The sequence below is a fragment of the Pseudomonas sp. IT-196MI5 genome (genome assembly GCF_949767415.1).
Taxonomy (GTDB): domain Bacteria; phylum Pseudomonadota; class Gammaproteobacteria; order Pseudomonadales; family Pseudomonadaceae; genus Aquipseudomonas.
Genome location: NZ_CATKPZ010000044.1, coordinates 235094 through 260032, shown reverse-complemented (window position 1 = coordinate 260032; position 24939 = coordinate 235094). Strand labels below are relative to the sequence as shown.

Genomic DNA, 24939 nt, shown 5'->3' with positions numbered 1-24939 from the left:
TGGGGAATGGCTGGTTAGTCGAGTTCGGCGGCGGGCGGCTCTTTCGGTGGCTTGCCGTCGACCAACGGCACGATGGTCTTCGCTTCCGGTTCGATTGGCACCATCTTGTATTCCTGGCCGTGCAGGTTCTTGAGGTAAACCTCCATCTGCCGGAACGAGATGTTGATGTGCTGTTTCTTGAACTCTCGGTTGATGAAGCGGTTGACCTCGTCGAGCACCGGGTTGCGGTCGCCGAGGTCGCGCACATGCATGCGCAACTCGTGGTCGAGGGTGCTTTCGCCGAAGTTCAGGAAGTACACATGGGGTTCCGGGTCTTTCAGTACGCGCGGGTTATCGCGCGCGGCCTTGAGCAGCAGCTCCTTCACCAGGTCCAGGTCCGAGCCGTAGTCGACGCCGAGCTTGAGGGTCACCCGGGTGATGGTGTCGGTCAGCGACCAGTTGATCAACTGCCCGGTAATGAACGTCTTGTTCGGGACGATGATGTCCTTGCGATCGAAGTCGGTGATGGTCGTGGCACGGATGCGAATCTTGCTCACAGTGCCCGACAGGTTGCCGATGGTGATGGTGTCACCGATCCGCACCGGGCGTTCGAACAGGATCATGATGCCGGAAATGAAGTTGGCGAAGATCTCCTGCATGCCGAAACCGAGGCCGACCGACAGTGCCGCCACCAGCCATTGCAACTTGTCCCAGCTTACGCCGAGGGTCGACAGCGTCGAGACGAAACCGACGCCGGCAATCACGTACGAGAGCAACGTGGTGGTCGCGTAGGCGCTGCCCTGGGCCAGGTTGAGCTTGGACAGCACGAACACTTCCAGCAGACCGGGCAGGTTGCGCGCCAGGGCGAAGGTGATACCGATGATGATCAGCGCGCCGAGCATGTCGCCGATGCTGATCGGCACCATGCTCATGTTGGCGCCGGTGCCGCTGGTGTATTCATAGAGAGTGACATTGTCCAGGTACGAGAACACCGTGATCAGGTCGGCCCAGACCCAATACAGTGCCGCCATGAAACCGCCGAGCAATGCCAGGCGGATCAGGCGCAGGGACTGTTCGTTGACCTTCTCGATGTCCATCGTCGGCTCTTCGATGATTGCTTCGCCGTCGGCGGTCTCTTTCGCTGCGTTACGTTTGGCCAGGGCGCGCTGATAAGCCAGGCGACGCGCCGCAACGCTGAGACCTCGCACGAAGGTGGCTTCGATCACCAGCCAGAGCATCAGCAGGTACAGGGTATTGATCAGGCGGTCGCTGAGCTTCAGCGCGGTGTAGTAGTAGCCGAAGCACACCGCCACGAACAGCGCGACGGGCAGGGCGGTGAACAATATCCCCACCAGCTTGCGGAACAGCGAGGCGTTCTCGTGGGTCGGGCTGCTGATGAGCAAGCGGCTGAGCAGCAAGGTCATCAAGGCGTAGCAGGTGAGCACTACCGGCATGCCGATCACGTCATCGGCCAGCGCCGCCGGTTGCAGCTCGGCAACGGCCACTACGGTCACCAGTGCCATCACCACTATGCCGAGGCGGCGGACCCAGCTGCGCAGGAATTCCACCTGGGGCTTTTCCCAACGGAAATGCAGTTCTGCCACACCGCCCGGCGCGAGGATCCGGTAGGCGGTGTAGAACACCAGCCAGGCCCCGGCCATTTGCAGCAGCGCCGCGCCCATATTGGCGTTCTGCCCACGGGCGTCGATTCGCAGGGCCAGCCCGCACAAGGCGAGGCCCAGGGAAACCGGCATCGCCAGCAGAATATTGATCAGAATCGCCTGCGGCGTGTGCCACTGGCTATCGCGTTTGAAGTGACCGATGTCCTGGTGAACCTTGTTCAGTCGCGCGTACAGATTCTTGCGCCGCCACAGCAGCGCACCGATCAGCAGTGCCAGTGGCAGGAACAGCAGCGGGCGCTGGGTCAGACCGTCGGTCAGTTCGCTCAGGCTGGAAAGTACCGGCAGCGAGTCGAGTTGCCGCTCGAGGCGATCCGGCACGCTGTGAATCCACTCCAGGTCCAGCGGCTTGTTGCTCGGGATCCAGAACATCTGCTCATCGAGCGTCGCCCGCAGGCTTTGCGCCGTGCTGAGCAGTTGTTTCTGGTTCAGTTGCAGGGTGATGGACTCATTGAGCACCGCGCTCAGTTCACGATTGAGGCGCTCCAGCAGGTCGGTGCGGGTGGTGGCTAGCTCCATCAGGCTTTTGCGCAGTTGCGGCGTGACTTGCTCGGGCGGCTGGGTCGACAGCAGGTTTTCGACGTAGGTGGTCGGATTGCTCAGCAACTCCCGTTGCTGGCTGACTTCGAATTGGTACAGGCGTATGTCGGCGATCTGGTCGGCCAGGTTGCGGTCGAGCCGCAGGCGCGGTAGTGCTTGTTTCTGTTTGTAGAGAATCTTCGAGAGCAGCAGGCTGCCTTTGAGCACGTTGATTTGCTCGTCCAGGGCTGCATCGCTCTGGGTCAGGCTGTCCAGCTGTTGCTTGGTCTGCAGGTTTTGCTGGGTGACTTCGTTGAGGCGGTCGGTGCTTTTGAGCAGGTAGTCCGAAAGCTTCAGGTTGGTCGCGCTTTCGGTGGCCAGCAGGCTGCTGCCGCCGGCCTTCTGCGCTTCGATGGATTGCTGGGTGACCGTTTCCTGGGACAACGCCAGACGCTTCTGGTTGATCAGGGTTTGCAGTTCCTGGATTTCCCGATCCAGGCGGTCGGACCGCTCCGACAACAGGTCATGCTGGCTGTTGCCGAGGTCTTGCAATTGGGTATTGCCGGCCAGTTCCTGGCGGCGTAGCGGGATCAGAGCGTTCAGCGCTGCAAGTTCGGCATTGAGCTGGTCGCGCTGCTCGGCGCTCAAGGTCTTGCCGCCGTCCTTGCCGTTCTTGAGGAGGGTGTTGATTTGCTGAATGCGCGTCTGGCTGCTGGAAATCTCCGCTTGAGCACGCTCGGGGCGGGTCTGGGCGGTGATGATCAGGCTGTTGGCATCGGCCAGGGCTTTTTGCAGGTCGCTTTGCTGGGTGGAACGCTCGGTGAGCAATTGTTCCAGCTGCTGGATCGGTTCTTTGGCGAAGCGCTGTGCCACTGGCACCACGGTGCTGGCCTTGAGGCGGGTCAGTTCACGCTGGTTCTCGAGGGTCTGTTTGGGCGCATTGTTCAATTGCTGCTTGAGCGCGGTCAGTTTCTGCTCGTAATCACGCTTGTTGTTGAGCTGGCTCAGGGTGTTTTGCAGAACGGTTTGCAGGGCCTTCTGATCGGCTTCCGGCAATTTGCGGTCGGCGATCTTGTCCAGGTTCGCCTGCACGGCTTCGCTGGAGGGTGGTTCGGCCGCCTGCACCGCTTGCGATAAACCAAGGGTGCCGACAGAGAGACTCAAGCCCAAAAGGGCAATGGCGAAAATGGAGCGCAGGTTAGGCATAAAGACCGGTCAAGCAAGTGATAGTGGAAGCAGTTTAGAGGAAGAGTCCGGGACCCGGGCGACTTCCTTCGGGGAATCTGACGCCCACTTTGCCGATCTTGTTCCCGTCCATGACCGCCACGGTCCATATGGTGTTGTTCCATTCCACCTGGTCACCCACCACCGGCGCACCACCGACCTTCTGGGCAATGAAGTGGCCCAGAGACATGTCCGGATCGATGCCTTCGACCTTCAGGCCATAGAGGGCCGCAACCGCGGCCAGCTGGGCGTCTCCTTCGAGAACGAAGTCGCCGAAGAAGCGCAGATCGAGGCCTCGTTGTGGCGCCTGGCTGAAGAGTTTTCCGAGGGCCGGCAGGTTGTGTTCATGGCCGATGACACACAGCAGGTCATCGACTTCGAGCACCGTACTACCCGACGGATGGAGCAATTGTTGACCGCGAAACAGGGCGGCGATACGGGTGCCTTCGGGCATTTTCAGCTCGCGCAGGGGCGAGCCGATGCACCATTTTTCCGCGCCGAGGCGATAGACGAACAGTTCCCACTCGCTGGTGACGTGCACTTCCAGGGCCGAGCGGGAGATAGGGGCAGGCTCCGGGGGCACCGTCACCTTCAGCAGCTTGGCGACCCACGGCAGGCTCGTGCCCTGAACCAGCAGCGACACCAGCACGATAAAGAACGCGAGGTTGAAGTACAGCTGGGCGTTGGGCAGGCCGGCCATCAGCGGGAACACCGCCAGAATGATCGGGACCGCACCGCGCAGGCCGACCCAGGAAATGAACGCTTTCTCGCGACCATGGAAGGCTTTGAACGGCAGCAGGCCAACCAGCACCGACAGCGGCCGGGCAAACAGAATCATCCACAGTGCCAGCGCCAGTGCCGGCAAGGCGATAGGCAGCAGATCGTGAGGCGTCACCAGCAGCCCCAGCACCAGGAACATGCCGATCTGCGCCAGCCAGGCCATGCCGTCGAGCATGTGCAAAATACCGTGGCGGCTGCGCACTGGGCGGTTGCCGATTACCAGGCCGCAGATGTACACCGCCAGGAAGCCGCTGCCGTGCAGGGCGTTAGTCAGGGCAAAGACGACCAACCCGCCGGCAATGACCAGAATCGGATACAGGCCGGTGGCCAGGTTGATGCGATTGACCAGTTGCAGCATCAGCCAGCCTCCGCCCAGGCCAATGACGCCCCCGATACCGAACTCGCGCAGCAGGTGGGTCAGCAGGCTCCAGTGCAGGCCGGTCTGGCCGCTGGCGAGCATGTCGATCAGGGTGACGGTGAGGAACACCGCCATCGGGTCGTTACTGCCGGATTCGATTTCAAGGCTGGCGGTTACCCGTTCGTTCAGGCCTTTGCCACCCAATAGCGAGAACACCGCCGCGGCGTCGGTGGAGCCGACGATGGCGCCTATCAGCAGGCCCTGGATCAGGTTCAGGTTGAACAGCCAGGCGGCCGCCATGCCGGTCAGCCCGGTGGTAATCAGCACCCCGACCGTGGCCAGCGAGAGCGCCGGCCATAATGCCACGCGGAAACTCGACACCCGGGTGCGCAAGCCACCGTCGAGCAGGATCACCGCTAGCGCGAGGTTGCCCACCAGATAGGCCGTGGGGTAGTTATCAAAAAGAATGCCGGCGCCATCGACACCGGCCGCCATGCCGACGGCCAGGATGATCACCAGAATCGGGATGCCGAGACGGGACGAAAGTGAGCTCACCAGAATGCTCGCACCTACCAGCAACGCGCCGATCAAGAACAGGCTGTTGATGGTCGTCGCATTCAAAGGCAGTACTCCAGAAAGCTGAAAGGCGGGCGCAAACTGACCATGCAGTCTGCGTGCCAGCGATTCTAACCTGTTGAAATGTGATGCTGTCAAAAAGCTTTTTGCAGGCGATTCTTCACGCCGGGTGAAATCATTGTGGCGAGGGGGCTTGCCCCCGTTCGGCTGCGAAGCAGTCGTAAATCCGGCGATGCTTTTCAACGGTGTAGACATGGTGATCGGGATGGGGACCGCTACGCGGCCCAACGGGGGCAAGCCCCCTCGCCACAGGTATTGTGTTAGCGGTTAGAGGCTAAACCGCCGAACCAGGGTGTTCTGGTCCACCGCCAAACGTGACAGTTCGTAGCTCGTCGCACCTTGTGCGACGAAGTGCAGGAACCAGATCGGCCAATCACAGTCTTTAAAACTCGCGAGGAAGGTTGCCCGTCAGCAAAATCAAGGCTTTGCGCCTGTATAACCCTGGCATCCAGGGTGACTTTTCTTTATCGTACGCGCCCTTTGAAAAAGCCCGGAAAATCAAAATGTTGGAAGCATCCCTAAGCCAATTGGAACAACTGGTCAGCGACCTGGTGCAACAGAACCAGAACCTGAGCGCGGAACTGGCCCAGGCCAAAGATGAAAACGAAAGCCTGCAACTGAGCCTGATGGAATACGAAGAGAAACAAGGCACCACGGCAGCTCGCATCCAGGCCCTGGTTGAGCGTGTCAGCGCAGGTCCTGTCAGCGCATGAGTTACAACGCCGCAGGGGTAAAGGTCGTCTCGATCCTGGGAGAGGACTATTCGATCAAGGCTCCGGCCGGGGAAGAGCAGACCCTGCTGGACGCCGCATTGATGTTGAAGGCAGCCCTGGCCGAAACCAAGAGGAAGTACCCGACGCTGATCGGTGACCGACTGCTGGTGCTGGCGGCGATGAATCTGTGCTCCCGGCAGATCGAAATGCAGAAGCAGCACAAGCTCGAACTCGACCGTTACCAAGAGCAAGTCAGCGCCACGGTTGAAGTGATCTCCAAGACGATCAATCAGGCCTGATCGGTTTTGCGCACAACCAAAGAATAAATTGTCGGTTGGTTTGTATACAATCGGCACGGCTGTTGCAGTGTTTCAGCCTCTTATTCTTTGGGGGTGCTCCATGCAGTTCTGGCGACGCAGTATTCAATGGCAGTTGATCCTGAGTATGGGCAGCGCCTTGCTGGTCAGTATTCTGATCGTGGTGGGCATTTATACCCTGGTGGTCAATCGTCTCGCCCAGAGCTATCTGGTCGAGCAAGCCTTGCCGTCGAGCATCGAAGCGATGCGCAACGACATCGAGCGCATCCTCGTCCAACCCCTCACCGCCGCCAAGGACATCGCCAGCAACAGCATGGTGCGCAACTGGTTGGCAGAGGGTGAAGACGGTGCCCAGGCCAGCACCTTTACTGCCTATCTCGAAGGCATCCGCGCCGAGCACAGGGCCTTTACCGCGATTATTGTCGGCACGGCGTCCAACCATTACTTCACTGAAAAAGGCCTGGACCGGACCCTCAGCCGATCCAATCCGAAAGACGCCTGGTTCTACTCATTTCTCGACAGTAACCAGCCGCGCACCCTCAATATCGACAATGACACGGCGACCGGAGAATTGGCGCTTTTCATCGATTTCAAAGTCGAGCAGGCCGGTAAAGTCGTGGGTGTTGCCGGGCTTGGCCTGAGCATGAAAGAGCTGTCGGAGCTGATCCACAACTTCAGCTTCGGTGAGCGCGGCAAGGTCTATCTCGTGCGTTCCGACGGTTTGATCCAGGTCCATCCCGAGGCGCAATTCAGCGGCAAGCGCACGCTGGCTGAGCAGATTGGCGAGTCAGCGGCGCAAGCCGTCATTGGTCAAAAAACTGCCACAAACAGCAGCTTTACCCGCGACGGCGAAGACTTCCTCGCATTGAGCCTGCCATTGCGCGATCTCGGCTGGACCCTGGTGGCCGAAGTGCCGCAATCGCAGATCTACGCCGAAGCCCGCCGCGCTATGTGGATGAGCAGCGGCATCGGCCTGGCGGTGGCGATTGTGTGCCTGTTGCTGTTGGTGTTGCTGGCCCGTGGGCTGGTACGGCCGATTCGTCAGGTAACAGCCGCGCTGGTGGCCATCGGTAGCGGTGGTGGCGATTTGACTCACCGGTTAGATTCCAGCCGCGTCGATGAGCTGGGTGATCTGGCTCGCGGCTTCAATCGGTTCCTTGATAGCCAGCGCGACATGATCGGCGAAGTGCTGACCACCAGCGAACGCCTGCGCGCCGCGGTCGGGCAGGTGGCGCGAGTGGTGGACAACACCGCCGAACGCTCCGGCCGCCAACAGGAAATGACCGACATGGTCGCCACAGCGGTTCACGAAATGGGCCTGACCGTTCAGGACATCGCCCAAAACGCCGGCAATGCAGCGTTCGCATCGCAAACTGCGCGTGACGAAGCGATGCAGGCGCGGGAGGTCGTGGGTGGTTCGATCCGCCACATTGAGAGCATGTCCCGGGAAATCGGCGTCGCGGCCACGGCGGTGGGTGAACTGGCCCATCAAGTGGCGTCCATCGATCAGGTGCTGGCGGTGATTCGCGGGATTTCCGAGCAAACCAATTTGCTAGCGCTCAATGCGGCCATTGAAGCTGCACGGGCCGGGGGCATGGGGCGCGGGTTTGCCGTGGTCGCCGATGAAGTTCGGACCCTGGCACGACGTACTCAAGCCTCCACCGATGAAATCCAGCAGATGATCGGCAGCCTCAAGCAAGGCGCGGAAAACGCCGTGTCATCGATGCATTCCGGGCAAGCCGCGACGGGCACGGGTGTCGAGTCGAGCCAGCGTACCGGGGCTTCGTTGACCGCGATTACCGGGCAAGTGGAACGCATCAGCGACATGAATCATCAGGTGGCGACGGCGACGGAAGAGCAATCGGCGGTGACCGAGGAAATCAACCGGAACGTGCAGGGGATCTCCGACCTGGCGCGGGCGACGGCGGGGGAGGTCAGGGCTTGCCTGGATGATTGCCAGACGTTGCAGCGGTTGGCGGATGATCTGGCGCGGCAGATGGGTGGGTTCAAGTTGAAGTGATGTGTTGTTTGTTCTGACGCCATCGCGAGCAAGCTCGCTCCCACAGGGGTTGTGTGTTGTACACAAGATTTGTGGCCAAAAGGGATTCCTGTGGGAGCGAGCTTGCTCGCGATTGGATTTCAGCTACACCATGGATCCGGGATCAGAACCACTCATCCTGCATGCCCAGGCAAACATCATCCCGCGCCTCAAGAATCGCCAGCTCATGGTGGCACCCCGGCACTTCCCACGTCAGGAAGTACCGCGCCGCCTGCAGCTTGCCTTTATAGAAGCTCACATCCGCCGCATTACCCTTGGCCAATCCTTCTTCGGCGCGAATCGCCTGTTCCAGCCAGCGCCAGCCAATGACGGTGTGTCCGAACACTTTCAGGTACAGCGCCGAATTCGCCAGGCTGCTGTTGACCTTGCCCTGGGCCAGATCAGTCAGCAGGCCGATGGTCACGGTTTGCAGGCGCGCCACCAGTTTCTCCAGCGGCTCGCGTAGCGGCGTCAACGAATCAAACGCCTGTGCGCGCTCGCCAGTGTCGGCGATCAGGCGGATCAGTTGCTTGAGCCCCGCACCGCCGTTCTGCGCCAGTTTACGCCCCAGCAGGTCCAGCGACTGAATGCCGTGGGTGCCTTCGTGGATCGGGTTCAGGCGGTTGTCGCGGTAGTACTGTTCCACTGGGTATTCGCGGGTGTAGCCGTGGCCGCCGAGGATCTGGATTGCCAGTTCATTGGCCTTCAGGCAGAACTCCGACGGCCAGGATTTGACGATGGGTGTCAGCAGATCCAGCAGTTCATGGGCCTGTTTGCGTTCAGCTTCAGTCGCAAGCGTCGTGGTGTCATCGAACAGCCGCGCCGCGTACAGGCCGAGGTCGAACGAGCCTTCGACATAGGCTTTTTGTGTCAGCAGCATGCGCTTGACGTCAGCGTGCTGGATGATCGCCACCGGTGCGGTGTTCGGGTCCTTGCTGTCCGGCACGCGGCCTTGCGGGCGCTCGCGGGCATATTCCAGCGAGTACAGGTAGCCGGCGTAACCGAGCATCACCGCGCCCATGCCGACGCCGATGCGTGCCTCGTTCATCATCTGGAACATGTAGCTCAAGCCCTGGTGCGGCTTGCCCACCAGATAGCCGACGCACTCGCCGTTATCGCCGAAGTTCAGCGCGGTGGACGTGGTGCCGCGCCAGCCCATCTTGTGGAACAAACCGGCCAGCAACACATCGTTGCGCTTGCCGAGGCTGCCGTCGTCGTTGACCAGGAACTTGGGCACGATGAACAGCGATATGCCCTTCACCCCGGCCGGTGCGTCCGGCAGCTTGGCGAGCACCATGTGCACGATGTTTTCCGACAGCGGATGATCGCCACCGGAGATGAAGATCTTGTTGCCCTTGAGGCGATAAGTACCGTCGGGCGCCGGCTCTGCGCGGGTACGAATATCCGACAGCGACGAGCCCGCATGGGGTTCGGTCAGGGCCATGGTGCCGAAGAAACGGCCGTCGATCATCGGTTGCAGGAAGCGGCGCTTCTGCTCATCGGTGCCGAAGCTTTCGATCAGATTCGCCGCGCCCATGGTCAGGAACGGATAAGAGGTCGAAGCGGCGTTGGCCGACTGGAAGTGTGCGAAGCAGGCCTGCGAAAGCAGTGTAGGAAGCTGCATGCCTCCCGCCTCGAAACTGCGCGCGGCATTGAGGAAACCGGCTTCGAGGAAGGCATCCACCGCCGGTTTCACTTCCGGAATCAGAATCGCCTGGCCGTTTTCATAGCGCGGCTCGTTCTCGTCGCCCTTGCGGTTGTGCGGGGCGAAGAACTTCTCGGCGATACTGCGGGCGGTACCAATGGCCGCATCGAAGGTTTCGCGGTTGTGCTCGGCGAAACGCTCACGCTGGGTCAGGCCCTCGGCATCAAGGACTTCATACAGCTCGAAAGCCAGATTGCGGGAACTGAGCAACGTCTCGGACATGGCGGCCTACCTTTTATTGGAATGGGCCGAGTCTAAGACGGGGAATAGAGGCTGAACAGGATGATTGATGAGGGTGATGGTGGAGCCGCGCGGAAACTTAGCAAACACCACAAACCACTGTGGGAGCGAGCTTGCTCGCGATGAGGCCATTACAGTCAACATCTCTATCGACTGTTATGCCGCTATCGCGAGCAAGCTCGCTCCCACAGGGATTTTTGCTGAACCGGGCACCTGTTGCAGGTGCCCGGATTGTCGGTTTTAGCCGATGGTCATCAAACTGGCATTACCACCCGCCGCAGCCGTGTTAACGCTCAACGCCCGCTCGATCACCAGGCGTTCCAGTGCAATGTTGGTTTCACCTTGCGACAGACCCTGCACACCGACGATGGCGCCGGCACGCTTGGCAACCTGCTGGCACACCGCACGCAACTGGTCGGAATGGCCATGATGCACAACCGCATCAAACACCACTTCGTCCTTGTTCCAGTCGGAAACCAGCTTGATGCGCGCCTGAATATCCTTCGGCAGACGTGTGAACAAGGCTTTGCTCATGTCGGCTTCTGGCCATACCGCCGAACCACCGACAGCCAAGACCGCCGCCAGTTGGGTCAGCAGATCGCCTTCGACTTCCGCCAGGCAAAGTACGTGCTCACGTGGCAGGATCGCGTAGCTGTTGCGTTCGCCGGTCGGTCCGGCCAGGACGCGGGTGATGCCGCTTTGCGATTGTGCGGCGAACTGCACGCACAGGGTGCTCAGGTCGGCGAACTTGTGGCTGTCGGCCCAGGCTTTCAGGGCGGTCAGCGGCTTGCTCATGGCGTCGCGCAGACGAACGTCCGGTGCTGCGACGGCATCACCGCGAGCAAAGGATTGTTCGATCGCATCCGCAGGGCGGGTCGACAACAGGCGGTACAGGTACAGCGGGCCGCCGGCTTTCGGGCCAGTACCCGACAAGCCTTCGCCGCCGAACGGCTGCACGCCGACCACGGCACCGACGATGTTGCGGTTGACGTAGACGTTACCGGCGTTGACGTTGTCGATCACCTTGGCGATGGTCTCGTCGATGCGGGTGTGCACGCCCAGCGTCAGGCCGTAACCCGAAGCGTTGATCTGGCCGATCAGTTGATCGATGTCTTTGCGCTTGTAGCGAACCACGTGCAGCACCGGGCCGAAGATCTCCCGCTGCAACTCGTCGAAGCTTTCCAGTTCGATCAGCGTCGGCATCACGAAGGTGCCGCGTTTGACTTCTTCAGCGTCGGCGATGGCCACCTGGTACACGCTGCGACCTTTGTCGCGCATGGCCTGGATGTGCTTCTCGATGCCGGCCTTGGCTTCGGCGTCGATCACCGGGCCGATGTCCACGGACAGGCGCTCAGGGTTGCCGAGGCGGCTTTCGGCCATGGCACCTTTGAGCATTTCAATGACGCGATCAGCGGAGTCTTCCTGCAGGCACAAGACGCGCAGGGCCGAGCAACGCTGGCCGGCGCTGTCGAACGCCGAGGACACCACGTCGATCACGACTTGTTCGGTCAGTGCCGAAGAGTCGACGATCATCGCGTTCTGGCCACCGGTTTCGGCGATCAGCGGGATTGGACGGCCCTGGCTGTCCAGACGGCCGGCAATGTTGCGTTGCAGCAAGCGTGCGACTTCGGTGGAGCCGGTGAACATTACGCCTTTGACGCGTTCGTCGCCGACCAGGCCGGCACCGACGGTTTCACCGCGCCCCGGCAGCAATTGCAGCACGCCTTCCGGAATCCCTGCTTCGAGCAGCAGGCGCACGGCTTGAGCGGCAACCAGTGGCGTCTGTTCCGCGGGCTTGGCCAAAACCGGGTTACCGGCAGCAAGGGCTGCAGCCACTTGACCACTGAAGATCGCCAGCGGGAAGTTCCACGGGCTGATGCACACCACAGGACCCAGCGGGCGGTGAGCGTCATTGGTGAAATCGTTGCGTGCCTGCACTGCGTAATAACGCAGGAAGTCCACGGCTTCACGCACTTCGGCGATGGCGTTGGCGAAGGTCTTGCCGGCTTCGCGGGCCAGCAGGCCCATCAGCGGCTGGATCTCGGCTTCCATCAGATCGGCGGCGCGTTCCAGGATCGCAGCGCGTTCGGCGGGCGGCGTGGCCTGCCAGATCGGTGCAGCGTTCAGGGCGCACTGGATGGCGTTGTCGACGTCTTCGACGGTGGCTTCCTGCACATGGCCGACCACGTCACGCAGGTCGGACGGGTTCAGCACAGGGGCTGGAGCTTCGTTGCTGGAAGCGCAACCGAGCATCGGCGCGGCTTTCCAGTGGTTGTGCGCGGTAGCCAGCAGGGCGCAAGACAGCGACGCCAAACGATGTTCGTTGGCCATGTCGATGCCGCTGGAGTTGGCGCGCTCGGAGCCGTACAGATCACGCGGCAGCGGAATGCGCGGGTGCGGCAGACCGAAACCACCTTCCACGGTCGCCATTTGCTCGATGCTGGTCACCGGGTCGGCCACCAGTTCCTGGATCGAAATCGACTGGTCGGCGATGCGGTTGACGAACGAGGTGTTCGCGCCGTTTTCCAGCAGGCGACGCACCAGGTAGGCCAGCAGGGTTTCGTGGGTGCCGACCGGAGCGTACACGCGGCACGGACGGTTCAGCTTGCCTTCGGAAACTTTGCCTACAACCTGTTCGTACAGCGGTTCACCCATGCCGTGCAGGCACTGGAACTCGTACTGGCCCGGGTAATAGTTCTGACCGGCGATGTGATAAATGGCCGACAGGGTGTGGGCGTTGTGCGTGGCGAACTGCGGGTAGATGACTTCCGGTACCGACAGCAGCTTGCGGGCGCAAGCGATGTAGGACACGTCGGTGTACACCTTGCGGGTGTAGACCGGGTAGCCTTCCAGGCCTTCGACCTGGGCGCGCTTGATTTCGCTGTCCCAGTACGCGCCTTTCACAAGGCGGATCATCAGGCGATGACGGCTGCGACGAGCCAGGTCGATCACGTAGTCGATCACGTACGGGCAACGCTTCTGGTAAGCCTGGATCACGAAACCGATGCCGTTCCAGCCCGTCAGTTGCGGCTCGAAGCACAGGCGTTCGAGCAGATCCAGCGACAGCTCGAGGCGGTCGGCTTCTTCGGCATCGATGTTCAGGCCGATGTCGTATTGCTTGGCCAGCAGGGTCAGCGACAGCAGGCGTGGGTACAGCTCTTCCATCACACGCTCGTACTGGGCGCGGCTGTAGCGTGGGTGCAGGGCGGACAGCTTGATCGAGATACCCGGGCCTTCATAAATCCCGCGACCGTGGGAGGCTTTGCCGATCGAGTGGATGGCTTGTTCGTACGAGGCCAGGTACTTCTGCGCGTCGTGCTCGGTGAGTGCGGCTTCACCCAGCATGTCGTAGGAATAACGGAAGCCTTTGGCTTCGAATTTGCTCGCGTTGGCCAGGGCTTCGGCGATGGTTTCGCCGGTCACGAACTGCTCGCCCATCAGGCGCATGGCCATGTCGACGCCCTTGCGGATCATCGGCTCGCCGCTCTTGCCGATGATGCGGCTCAGGGACGATGTCAGGCCGGCTTCGTTGTGCGTGGACACCAGCTTGCCGGTCAGCAGCAAGCCCCAGGTGGCAGCGTTGACGAACAACGACGGGCTGTTGCCCAGGTGCGGTTGCCAGTTGCCGGTGCTGATCTTGTCGCGGATCAGGGCGTCGCGGGTGCCTTTGTCCGGGATGCGCAGCAGCGCTTCGGCCAGGCACATCAGCGCCACGCCTTCCTGAGACGACAGGGAGAATTCCTGCAGCAGGCCCTGAACGATGCCGGCGCGGCCGCCGGCGCTCTTCTGATTACGCAGTTTTTCCGCGATGGACGCGGCGAGTTTGTTGGTGGCTTCGGCCATCGGAGCCGGCAGGCGCGCCTGCTCGATCAGCATCGGCACCACTTCCGGCTCAGGGCGACGGTAGGCGGCGGTGATCGATGCGCGCAGTACCGATTGCGGCAGGATGCTTTCGGCGAATTCGAGGAAGCACTGATGCGCGTGATCGGTGTGGACCTCGCCTGCTTCGTCAACTTCCTTGCCGTTCAAACCATTGAGCTCGGACAGGGTTGCACCACCCTCGAGTTTTTCCAGGTAATTGAAGATTGCCTGCTTGATCAGCCAGTGCGGCGTGCGATCAATCGAGGTCGCGGCGGCCTTGAGGCGTTCGCGGGTCGGGTCGTCAAGTTTGACCCCAAGGGTGGTGGTAGCCATGTTTTTATCCTCATGTTTGCCACGACTGCGTGGCATCAGCTGACGGCAAGATTAGCCGTGAGACTGTTGAGGTGCAACCGGGTGCAACCCTTTTTTTGTCGGAATATTACGCAGCTCGTCAGGAAATAAATTCTGGTACGGCTGCGCTGCATTTGCTTGGTGCTTTTCCAGCGAGTTAACACTCGTTCTTGCTCCGAAAAGGAGCAAAAAACGATTTTTAACGTTTATTTCCGACTAGGTGCAACTTATTCCCAAGAAACTGGTTGCACCTTATTTGCTTTGTTGAATAGCATTCGCGCCCAAGGTGCAACCCGGACAAATCCGGGTGCTCCGGCTGATGGCTTTCCTGGGGAAACATCAGTCATAAATGCGCGGTAATCCGGATCGTCTGTCAAACGAATGCGTTTGCGAGTGGTTCACCAGCCGCCGCTACATAAAAACAAAGCCAGGGCGTAACTTAATGAGCGTAAGCAATCCAACCTTGATCACGTTCGTGATCTACATCGCAGCAATGGTGCTGATCGGCTTGATGGCCTATCGCTCCACCAACAACCTTTCCGATTACATCCTGGGCGGCCGTAGCCTGGGCAGCGTCGTGACCGCACTGTCCGCCGGTGCCTCCGACATGAGTGGCTGGTTGTTGATGGGCTTGCCCGGCGCGATCTACATGTCCGGTCTTTCCGAAAGCTGGATCGCCATCGGCCTGATCGTCGGCGCCTACCTGAACTGGCTGTTCGTCGCCGGCCGTCTGCGGGTGCAGACCGAGCACAACGGCGATGCACTGACCCTGCCGGACTACTTCTCCAGTCGTTTCGAGGACAAGAGCGGCCTGCTGCGGATCATCTCCGCGGTCGTGATCCTGGTGTTCTTCACCATCTACTGCGCTTCCGGCATCGTGGCTGGCGCCCGTCTGTTCGAAAGCACCTTCGGCATGTCCTACGAGACGGCGCTGTGGGCCGGTGCAGCGGCGACGATTGCCTACACCTTTGTCGGCGGATTCCTGGCCGTGAGCTGGACCGATACCGTGCAAGCCACCCTGATGATCTTCGCGTTGATCCTGACGCCGGTTATCGTGCTGCTGGCCACTGGCGGCGTCGACACCACTTTCCTGGCCATCGAAGCGCAAGATCCAAGCAACTTCGACATGCTCAAGGGCACCACTTTCATCGGCATCATCTCGCTGATGGGCTGGGGTCTGGGCTACTTCGGCCAGCCGCACATCCTGGCGCGTTTCATGGCTGCCGATTCGGTTAAATCGATCGCCAAGGCCCGCCGCATCTCCATGACCTGGATGATCCTGTGCCTGGGCGGCACCGTGGCAGTCGGCTTCTTCGGTATTGCCTACTTCTCGGCCAACCCGGCCGTGGCCATGCCAGTGAGTGAAAACCACGAGCGTGTGTTCATCGAACTGGCCAAAATCCTGTTCAACCCATGGATCGCCGGTATCCTGCTGTCGGCCATTCTGGCTGCCGTCATGAGCACCCTGAGCTGCCAGTTGCTGGTGTGCTCGAGCGCCCTGACCGAAGACTTCTACAAAACCTTCCTGCGTAAATCCGCTTCCCAGGTTGAACTGGTCTGGGTCGGCCGTGCCATGGTGCTGTTGGTTGCCCTGATCGCTATCGCGCTGGCATCCAACCCGGAAAACCGTGTACTGGGTCTGGTGAGCTACGCCTGGGCCGGTTTCGGTGCTGCATTCGGTCCAGTCGTACTGATCTCCGTGATCTGGAAAGACATGACCCGCAACGGCGCACTGGCCGGCATCCTGGTCGGCGCGATCACCGTGATCGTCTGGAAACACTACGAGCTGCTGGGCCTGTACGAAATCATCCCAGGCTTCATCTTCGCCAGCCTGGCGATCTACTTCGTCAGCAAAACGGGCACGCCGACTGCCGGCATGTTCCAGCGTTTTGCGGCTGCAGAGAGTGATTATCGTCTGAACAAGTGATGAGTGATGGGTTGAACTCTTCCCATCCCTGATAAAAGAACGGCTCGCAGCTATATGGTGCGGGCCGTTTTTTTTTGCAAGCCAGCTCCGAAAACAGGCATTGGCTCTCCAATATCCGTGGTCCTTTTCAGTTCTGGTCGTAAGACATTTCCTGATTTTCTCGGCCATCTTGAGTTTCATCTCTGTCCACGTACTTTGCGTTAGCCAGCTCATCGCGAGTCGGCTTATCGATCGTTAACAGTGGTGCGCTCTCATAACTGAGGCGCCGTAGAAAGGGAGAACAGCAATGGCCAAGGGGTACTTCATTCGCGAAGGTGACGAGACCACTTGCGGTGGCAAAGTTCTGGAGTGCGATACTCATATCATGATGTTTGGCTTCGCCCATGCGCGCGACGGTGACCCGGTTTCCTGCGGCAAAGACAATAAAATTTACGTGATCGCTGGCGGTGTTTCCTACTTCAAAAGCAATGGCAGGATGGTAGCGGGATCGCTGGATAGTTTCAGTAGTTGTCCTTGCAAAGCCGGGCTGATCCCATCGCAGGACACGGCGGGCTACCAGTCCGAGCGCAGTGCTGCACCTCACGCCACGCGAACCGCCACTGCGCAAGTCGAACCCGCAACTGCGAGAGCTCCGGTAACTTCGAGATCATCCAGCTTCGCGCCGACGCCAGCTCCTCCCATGCTGGTGCGTAACAACAGCGCAGAGTTAGTAGAGCCGGGCTTTTACATCGTTCCGAAGAGCACCTCCCGCGAACAGCTTGAGGCCTCGCTGTTCACCCTGCGCGACCCGGCGGTGATGGGCAAATTCAAATTGCTCAATCCCAATCTGCGCGCCGTTAAAGCCGGTACGATGATCGTGCTGAGCGACCCCAATAACTACCAGTGCACCCGTGAAGAAGCGCTGCTTATGGATGTGGCAGCCAGGACCAATCAGGTGCTTGAAACGCTTAGCCCGGAAGAAGCGGATTTCATGGTGCAACACCGGGATGCCATCCAGACTATCTTGGGCTACGGTTCTGGCGCCATTGGCGTCGGTGCAAGCATTTTCAAGAATAATCTGGATAACGTTGGCGATGCCTTGCGTGAAATGGAAACGCTGCATCAGCGTTCATTCCTGCGCGATGGACATCTGAACTCACCAACATTTCTAGCCGAACGCCAAAAGCTGCTGGCGCAACTCGATAGTCACCTGACAAGCCTGACACGCAAAGGCATCGGTTTCCCACACCACCCCAATTTGAACCGTGCAATGTTCCTCTCTCCTCCCAGTCTGGTTCACCGCTGGACGGAAGCCGGCGGCGTTGGGCAGATGCCGGGGTATGCGACTCATCTTGAGGGCGTGGCCAAGGCTTCCAAGTACATCAAGTACGGTGGCTGGGTCGGTACTGCTGTCGGTGGAGGGGCGTCGGCCATGAAGGTTCAGGATGTGTGCACGGCGGGCAATGTCGAGGCCTGCAAGCGAGTTAAATTCACTGAGGCAGGGAGCTTTGCTGGCGGGATTGGGGGCGGCGCATTGACTGGCGGTTTGACTGCTCCCTTAGTGGGTGGACTCTGTGTGGCATTAACTGTACCTACTGCCGGAGTTGCGCCATTGGCATGTAGCATTTTGGTCGTTGGAATTAGTTCTTATGCAGGAGGAGAATTTGGTGGCGCACTCGGCGAAATGGTTGGAGAGCAAATTTACGAGGCGGTGAAGTGACTACAGCTAAACTAATCATCGGCGGTTTGGGTGGCGTGGTAATTATCTGCCAATTCATCTGCATTGGAATAGCGTTGTATCTGAGCTATGCGAAAGGTGACTTGATGTCGTCGCACTTCAAAAATAGTTCGTCTCTACTGACTTTCGGAATATATAGACGTACAAGCCTCTATGGAAGGTTAAAGTTGGTAGGAAGCATTTCTAGCATTCTTGCATTTCCAGGGTTCTTCCTTAAACGAGGTCTAGCCAATGCCGAGGACATAGACAGCTTCCCCATCCCACTTAAACGACAACTTGTAATGTTGCAATGGGGTTTTATTTGGCTTGTGGTTGCAATGGTATTGCTTGTCGCAATAGGAAAGTCAGGGATACTCAAGTAACTCAAGATAATGGGCCCCCAACTTGGTTGGTGTGCCCATTTTTCACTCCATCCCCCTACCCGCTACTTGGGCTTGGAGGACGACTTACGGATTAACGCTGTCCTTCAATGACTTGCCCGGCTTGAACAGGTGGATCGTGCATAAATGAAGTCTAGAGTGAAGAAATGCAAGAAATGTGGAGTGCTGGATAGAGACGGCTTGTCGCTAATAGAAGGTGAGTGCTGTCTTTCGTGTCGATTAAAAAAATACGAGATGGGAAACTTTAATATTTTGAAGGAAGCACCACTCCGGTTGAAAGTTCTACTTGGTGGGGCTTCGTTGATTTTTATAACGCTTTCAATTTATGCAATATATTATCAGCATCTCCTATTGCCTGGAGGCGCTCGCGGTCAACCATTTCTGGTAGAGTTTTCAGGGCTTGGAGTGCTGATGCCGGTGTTTTCATTAACGATGTTTTCAATAAGCTTTTTGTCGTTAATTATTTCCAATTGTCATCGGCATTCTAGCGACCATACTTATAAAAAGGTAATAAGGTACAGCTTTCACGCTGGTTGGATTTTGTACTTGATTTCTATATTCTTTTTTCGGAAATAACCAGGCACCTAACAGTTGGCAATTGACAAGCGCATCGTAAGTCGGTCGATAAGGTTCTCCCTTTGCGCCATTCAGCCTCAAATTAATTTGATAAATTGTAGCTGTTACGGCTTTTTCGGGTGAGGTCCTAGGACGTTTCCTTCAAACCCTAGCGGTTTTCATGAACTGGTGCGACCTGAGTTCCGTCGATAGTCTTCGGTGGCCGCTGACAACTCAGTGGTGGGGTGTAGGAACCCGTTAAGACCATGAGACACGCTTGGCATCGACACCTGATTTGCGGCCTCTAACGTGCGCCCGTAAGATCTGTTGCGGCGGCTGTGCGCGGGCACGTTTCGGCGTGGTCGAGTTCTCTGGTCTCGATATTCCTACCCCGCGTATGGCTGCCACCCAAGCCTGTAGGAAGGCCGATGGTAGCCCCACTTCTACCAGAGGTTAAAAAATGAAAACAATTCACCCCGATCCGCCCTACGAAAAACCAGCGCCCCATCCCGACAACCGCTTCATGGCATTGACCAGCAACTGCACCGATATGCCTACGCTGTTCGTCGATACCCACGCGCCACTCGACATCCTCACCGACGCCGCCAACTACAGAATCCGCGCAGTCACCCAAGTGCTTGAGAACCTGTCGATGCGCGGTTCGATCGAGTGCGAGTCGTTCATCCTCAGCGATTTTGCCTTGCTCTGCGCCATTACGTTGCGTGATGGCTGTGATGTGCTGAATGTGGTTGGGCGGCGGTTGCGGGCGCGGCCTTCGACGAGAGCGTAGGCGTCGCCCATGAATTGAATGCCTTCATGTAAAAAACGGCTCGCAGCTCGATAGTGCGGGCCTTTTTTTGGCAGCCCAGGACCGAAAACAGGTATTAGTCATCCAGTTTTCGTGGTCCTTTTCAGTGCAGCTCGTAAGACATTTCCTGATTTTCTCGGCCATCTTGAGTTTCCTCTCTGTCCACGTACTTTGCGTTAGCCAGCTCATCGCGAGTCGGCTTATCGATCGTTAACAGTGGTGCGCTCTCATAACTGAGGCGCCGTAGAAAGGGAGAACAGCAATGGCCAAGGGGTACTTCATTCGCGAAGGTGACGAGACCACTTGCGGTGGCAAAGTTCTGGAGTGCGATACTCATATCATGATGTTTGGCTTCGCCCATGCGCGCGACGGTGACCCGGTTTCCTGCGGCAAAGACAATAAAATTTACGTGATCGCTGGCGGTGTTTCCTACTTCAAAAGCAATGGCAGGATGGTAGCGGGATCGCTGGATAGTTTCAGTAGTTGTCCTTGCAAAGCCGGGCTGATCCCATCGCAGGACACGGCGGGCTACCAGTCCGAGCGCAGTGCTGCACCTCACGCCACGCGAACCGCCACTGCGCAGGTTGCGCCCGCCGCTACCAGCGCTCCAGTAACGTCGCGATCAACCAGCTTCGCGCCGACGCCAGCTCCTCCCATGCCGGTGCGTGACAACGGCACGGAGGCGGTAGAGCCAGGCTTTTTCATCGTCCCGAAGAGCACCACCCGCGAACAACTCGAGGCCTCGCTGTTCACCCTGCGCGACCCGGAGGTGATGGGCAAATTCAAGTTGCTCAATCCCAACCCGGGCGACATTAAAGCCGGCTCGATGATCGTGCTGAGCGACCCCAATAACTACCAATGCACCCGTGAAGAAGCCCTGCTCATGGATGTGGCAGCCAGGACCAATCAGGTGCTTGAAACGCTTACTCCGGAGGAGGCGGATTTCATGGTGGAACACCGGGATGCCATTCAGACGATCTTGGGCTTCGGTTCTGGCGCTATTGGCGTCGGCGCGAGCATTTTCAAGAATAATCTGGATAACGTCAGCGAAACCCTGAAAAAAATCGAAGCGTTACATCAGCATTCATTCCTGCGCGATGGCCACCTGAGCTCACCGGCGTTTCTGGCAGAGCGGCAAAAGCTGCTCGCTCAACTCGATATCCACCTGACCAGCCTGACTCGCAAAGGTATCGGTTTCCCCGATCACCCCAATTTGAATCGTGCAATGTTCCTTTCTCCTCCCAGCCTGGTTCACCGCTGGACTGAAGCCGGCGGCGTAGGGCAGATGCCAGGATACGCAACTCATCTTGAGGGTGTGGCCAAGGCTTCCAAGTACCTTAAGTACGGTGGCTGGGTCGGCACGGCCATTGGTGGGGGGGAGTCAGCAATGAAGGTGCAGGATGTGTGTGCAGGGGGAAATGCTGAAGCCTGCGAGCGAATCAGGTTTACTGAGTCGGGGAGTTTTGTTGTTGGTATCGGCGGTGGCATGGGTGCTGGCTGGATGTTAAGTGCCCCGGTCGTCGGTGCACTCTGCATTGGATTAGGGGTGCCTACAGGCGGGATAGGGACGTTGGCATGCAGTATCGTCGTGGTTGGCGCTGGCGCTTACATAGGTGGCGAAGTGGGTGGTAAGTTGGGCGAAATGGCTGGCGAAGTGATTTATGAGGCGACGAAATGACTACCGCAGGACTTGTTGTTGGTAGCTTGAGTTGCTTCGTGGCCGTTGGTCTTTTCATTTGCATCACACTTGCTCTTTACTTGGGGTATACCCAAGGCGATCAGATGTCTAAGTATTTCAAAAATAGCACTTCAAGTATGACTAGTGCTACGCAAAGACACTCAGGTCCTTACGGTAAACTACAACTAGTTGGAGGAGTGTCTTTTGTCGTGACATTTCCTCGGTTTTTTTTGAAGCATGGAATTCTCAATGCTGAAGATGTTAAAAGCTTCCCCTTGCACCTCAGGCGAAAACTTGTAGCACTACAATGGGGCTTTATAGGGGTTTTCATCTCTATGGTGCTATTAGCCTGTATAGGGTGGTCAGGAGTACTTGATTAACTAACAAATGGGCACGCAGCCCTCCGGATAGCGTGCCCATTCCACCCACCGCAGGCGCGGGATCCCTGATATGTAGGCTTGTAGTGGCAGGAGCTGGCTCTTTGGCTAAAGGATTTGCCCTCGGCAAGACGGGTGAAAAAACAGGCGAATTAATCTACGAGACGCTGAAATGAGCGTGAGCTTCGCGCAAAAGTTATTTCTGTGCATCAGCATTACTGGTTTTGGCGGGCTTCTAGTTTTCCTGGGTGTTGCTTTGCATTTGGCTTGCGCAAAAATGGATGTAGTGCTGGATCATTTGAAAAACTGCCCGGCTATTATGGTCCGGGCTCCTTTCAAGAGCGGCGGAGCGTGGGGCAGGCTGTTCGTACTTGGTGCAGTAATGGGCGTGATGACTATGCCAAATTTTTATCTCCGTGATGGCGGGGCCGATGCGAAAGATCTGGAAGGCTTTCCTGGAGGACTTAGGAGAAAACTAATAGTTTTGCACTGGGGCGGGGTTGCTTGTATTGCTCTATTGCTTGCGCTTTTTGCAGTTAACGCGCTTGGCTACATCCAGTAATGCCCGGGTTAAGTTGCAAGAGGATTTATGGTGGATTGAGGTCGCTGCGAATTTTCTGGGCAAGGTCCTAGGACGTTTCCTTCAAGACGTAGCGGCTTTCATGAACTGGTGCCACGAGGGGGCCGCCGATAGTCTTTGCCAGCCACTGACAACTCAGTGGTGGGGTGTAGGAACCTCTCAAGACCGTTAGAGCTACATTGGCGTCACAGCCTGGTTTGCGGCCGTTTGCATGCGGCCGTAAGATCAGTTGCGGCGGCTATGCGCGGGCACGCTTCGGCGTGGTCGAGTTTTGCTCTAAGGGTCTCGATATTCCTACCCCGTGCATAGCTGCCACCCTAGCCCGTAGGAAGGCTGATGGCAGGTCCATTTCCTCCTTAGAGCGTTAAAAATGAAATTCATACATCCCGACCCACCCTACGAAAAACCAATCCCCCACCCCGACAGCCGCTTCATGGCATTGACCAGCAACTGCACCGACATGCCCACCCTGTTCGTCGACACCCACGCGCCACTCGACATCCTCAGCGACGCCGCCAACTACAGAATCCGTGCAGTCACCCAAGTGCTGGAGAACCTGTCGATGCGCGGTTCGATCGAGTGCGAGTCGTTCATCCTCAGCGATTTTGCCTTGCTCTGCGCAATCACGTTGCGTGATGGCTGTGATGTGCTGGATGTGGTTGGGCGGCGGTTGCGGGCGCGTCCTGCAGCGGCGGCGTAGGCGTCGCCACAAGATCAAAAGATCACGGGCTTCATCTTCGCCAGCCTGGCGATCTATATCGTCAGCAAATTGGGTGCGTTGTCTGCCGGCTTGCTGCAGCGATTCGCCGCGGCGGAAAAGGACTTCATGCTGAACAAATTAGGCTTTCAGCGAGGCTTTTAGCTTCCTGATTGAAGAAGACAGCCCGCATCCGACGGATACGGGCCGTTTTTTACTGGGGATCAGTCAAGATCGGCATCGGGCTGATTCAGAAAGATCAGCACGCCCAGTATTGCCATGTAGAACCTGAAGGCTGCGTCCTGACCATTCCAGATGTCGGATTGCCACATCAGAAACCACTCGCCGCCAACAACCATGAAGCCGAAAAACCACACGAAAAACCCAGTCGTCAAACCCGCTACGGCCCACTTTCTGGCCCGTCTGAACTCCTGCCCACCGGCTGCCCGTGAGCGCCAGAGCTGTAGTGCGCCGTAGCCAAGCAGTCCACAGGTAATGGCTTCGCCAAGGATGATCAACCAGTAGGCCCCGTGCCACACCCAAGGCAGATCAATTGCGCGATACCGGGCGGCGTTGTCAGGGAAGGTGGTGTCCATGCTCAGCACGTGCCGGACGAAGTTGAAGTTGGAACCGTAGTCGGTGATGTTGTTGAACACGGTCATGAAGGCGAATGCGGCGAGCGCCAGGGTCATTGCAATCTTTGCGTAGCGAATGGTCATTGGTGCGTCCTTTGCTTTTTTCGACAAAGAACGCTATCACGCCGGTTTGCAGGTTCGGGAATCTTCCTGTTGTGAGGCGTTTCTGAATTTGTCGAGTGATGGTGCATGCTTGTTGCCGCTATGAATGCTCGAAGTGTCCGCTTGGCTGCCAACCCCTGACTTGCCGGCCGGTAAAAGGTAAACTCCCCGGCCTTCGCAGGAGCAGCCATGAATTATCGTCACGCCTTCCATGCCGGCAATCACGCCGATGTGTTCAAACACCTGACCTTGACCCGCCTCATCGCCCTGATGTCGCGCAAGGAGCAGCCGTTTGCCTATCTCGACACCCACGCAGGCATCGGTCTGTATGACCTTCAGGGTGATCAGGCCAACCGTACCGGTGAGTACCTGGAAGGCATTGCGCGTTTGTGGGATCAGCCGGATCTGCCGATCCTGACCGCTGATTACATGCAAGTGCTGCACGAGATGAACCCGGATGGCCAGTTGCGCTATTACCCGGGGTCGCCGGAGTTGGCGCGACGCCTGACACGTGCGCAGGACCGTGTGTTGCTCAATGAGAAACACCCGGAAGACGGCGTGCTGCTCAAGGACAACATGGCCGGTGATCGCCGGGTCAAGGTGCATCTGGGCGAAGGCTGGCATGTGTCGCGGGCCTTGCTGCCGGTGCCGGAGAAGCGTGCGGTGATGTTGATCGATCCGCCGTTCGAGAAGCTCGACGAGATGCAGCGCTGTGCCGCGTCGTTGAAAGAAGCGATTGGCCGGATGCGCCAGACCGTGGCGGCGATCTGGTACCCGGTGAAGGATCAGCGTGCGCTACGCCGCTTCTACCAGGACCTGGCTGGTACCGGTGCGCCGAAGTTGTTGCGGGTGGAGTTGCTGGTGCATCCGCTGGATACGCCGAACAGCCTGAACGGTTCGGGGCTGGCGATTGCCAATCCGCCATGGGGGCTGGAGGAAGAGTTGCGTGAGTTGCTGCCGTGGTTGTCCGAGAAGCTTGGGCAGACCCAGGGTGGGTGGCGGATGGATTGGTTGATTGCCGAGAGTTGATCTGTAGGAGCGAGCTCGCTCGCGATGTTCGTGAACGTTAACGCGTAAAACCAG

The 24939-nt window shown here is 58.4% G+C and carries 15 protein-coding genes and 1 pseudogene; 11 read left to right on the top strand and 5 right to left on the bottom strand.

From position 1 onward, the window contains the following. Window positions 1-14: 14 nt before the first annotated feature. The gene (gene mscK, locus ACM6IK_RS22100; RefSeq protein ID WP_414875995.1) at window positions 15-3383 is read right to left on the bottom strand and encodes a mechanosensitive channel MscK; all 3369 of its coding nucleotides are present in this window, start codon (window positions 3381-3383) and stop codon (window positions 15-17) included. A gap of 34 nt (window positions 3384-3417) precedes the next feature. Beyond that, on the bottom strand, window positions 3418-5160 hold the full coding sequence (locus ACM6IK_RS22095; protein ID WP_095943230.1) for a potassium/proton antiporter: 1743 nt from the start codon (window positions 5158-5160) through the stop codon (window positions 3418-3420). 518 nt (window positions 5161-5678) lie between these two features. Between ACM6IK_RS22095 and ACM6IK_RS22090 the strand changes: the two genes are divergently transcribed. The 4 genes and pseudogenes from ACM6IK_RS22090 to ACM6IK_RS22075 all read left to right on the top strand — a co-directional run bounded on the left by ACM6IK_RS22090 (window position 5679) and on the right by ACM6IK_RS22075 (window position 8225). Next, the gene (locus ACM6IK_RS22090; RefSeq protein WP_108216486.1) at window positions 5679-5888 is read left to right on the top strand and encodes a hypothetical protein; all 210 of its coding nucleotides are present in this window, start codon (window positions 5679-5681) and stop codon (window positions 5886-5888) included. After that, window positions 5885-6187 (top strand): cell division protein ZapA, encoded by a 303-nt coding sequence (locus ACM6IK_RS22085; protein WP_414875994.1) that lies wholly within the window; start codon window positions 5885-5887, stop codon window positions 6185-6187. Before ACM6IK_RS22090 ends, ACM6IK_RS22085 begins: the two co-directional genes overlap by 4 nt. Window positions 6188-6287: 100 nt before the next feature. Then, a pseudogene (locus ACM6IK_RS22080) lies at window positions 6288-7361 on the top strand (cache domain-containing protein); the annotation flags it as partial. An 18-nt stretch (window positions 7362-7379) separates the two neighbouring features. After that, a complete protein-coding gene (locus ACM6IK_RS22075; RefSeq protein WP_414876082.1) occupies window positions 7380-8225 on the top strand; it encodes a methyl-accepting chemotaxis protein in 846 nt (281 codons plus the stop codon). Between the two features lie 142 nt (window positions 8226-8367). On the opposite strand, the gene ACM6IK_RS22070 is transcribed toward ACM6IK_RS22075, so the two are convergent. Together ACM6IK_RS22070 and putA are read right to left on the bottom strand one after the other, a co-directional pair. Next, the gene (locus ACM6IK_RS22070; protein WP_414875993.1) at window positions 8368-10170 is read right to left on the bottom strand and encodes an acyl-CoA dehydrogenase; all 1803 of its coding nucleotides are present in this window, start codon (window positions 10168-10170) and stop codon (window positions 8368-8370) included. A 258-nt stretch (window positions 10171-10428) separates the two neighbouring features. Beyond that, on the bottom strand, window positions 10429-14382 hold the full coding sequence (putA, locus tag ACM6IK_RS22065) for a trifunctional transcriptional regulator/proline dehydrogenase/L-glutamate gamma-semialdehyde dehydrogenase (RefSeq protein WP_414875992.1): 3954 nt from the start codon (window positions 14380-14382) through the stop codon (window positions 10429-10431). Between the two features lie 460 nt (window positions 14383-14842). On the opposite strand from putA, the gene putP reads away from it, so the two are divergent. From putP to ACM6IK_RS22035, 6 genes are all read left to right on the top strand, one after another. Next, window positions 14843-16327, top strand: a complete 1485-nt coding sequence (putP, locus tag ACM6IK_RS22060; RefSeq protein ID WP_414875991.1) for a sodium/proline symporter PutP — start codon at window positions 14843-14845, stop codon at window positions 16325-16327. 286 nt (window positions 16328-16613) lie between these two features. Continuing rightward, window positions 16614-18026: a PAAR domain-containing protein gene (locus ACM6IK_RS22055; RefSeq protein ID WP_414875990.1), complete on the top strand. Its 1413-nt coding sequence runs from the start codon at window positions 16614-16616 to the stop codon at window positions 18024-18026. Between the two features lie 1413 nt (window positions 18027-19439). Further along, window positions 19440-19769 carry a hypothetical protein gene (locus ACM6IK_RS22050; protein WP_414875989.1) on the top strand — a complete coding sequence of 110 codons (330 nt, stop codon included), beginning with the start codon at window positions 19440-19442 and terminating at the stop codon, window positions 19767-19769. Window positions 19770-20049: 280 nt separating this feature from the next. Next, a complete protein-coding gene (locus ACM6IK_RS22045) occupies window positions 20050-21465 on the top strand; it encodes a PAAR domain-containing protein (RefSeq protein ID WP_414875988.1) in 1416 nt (471 codons plus the stop codon). A 549-nt stretch (window positions 21466-22014) separates the two neighbouring features. Next, the gene (locus ACM6IK_RS22040) at window positions 22015-22404 is read left to right on the top strand and encodes a hypothetical protein (protein WP_414875987.1); all 390 of its coding nucleotides are present in this window, start codon (window positions 22015-22017) and stop codon (window positions 22402-22404) included. 388 nt (window positions 22405-22792) lie between these two features. Next, window positions 22793-23122 carry a hypothetical protein gene (locus tag ACM6IK_RS22035; RefSeq protein ID WP_414875986.1) on the top strand — a complete coding sequence of 110 codons (330 nt, stop codon included), beginning with the start codon at window positions 22793-22795 and terminating at the stop codon, window positions 23120-23122. A 221-nt stretch (window positions 23123-23343) separates the two neighbouring features. On the opposite strand, the gene ACM6IK_RS22030 is transcribed toward ACM6IK_RS22035, so the two are convergent. Beyond that, complete coding sequence (locus tag ACM6IK_RS22030) at window positions 23344-23838, bottom strand: DUF2165 family protein (RefSeq protein WP_414875985.1); 495 nt, start codon at window positions 23836-23838, stop codon at window positions 23344-23346. Window positions 23839-24045: 207 nt separating this feature from the next. Between ACM6IK_RS22030 and ACM6IK_RS22025 the strand changes: the two genes are divergently transcribed. After that, the gene (locus tag ACM6IK_RS22025) at window positions 24046-24885 is read left to right on the top strand and encodes a 23S rRNA (adenine(2030)-N(6))-methyltransferase RlmJ (RefSeq protein WP_414875984.1); all 840 of its coding nucleotides are present in this window, start codon (window positions 24046-24048) and stop codon (window positions 24883-24885) included. The last annotated feature ends 54 nt before the right edge of the window (window positions 24886-24939 follow it).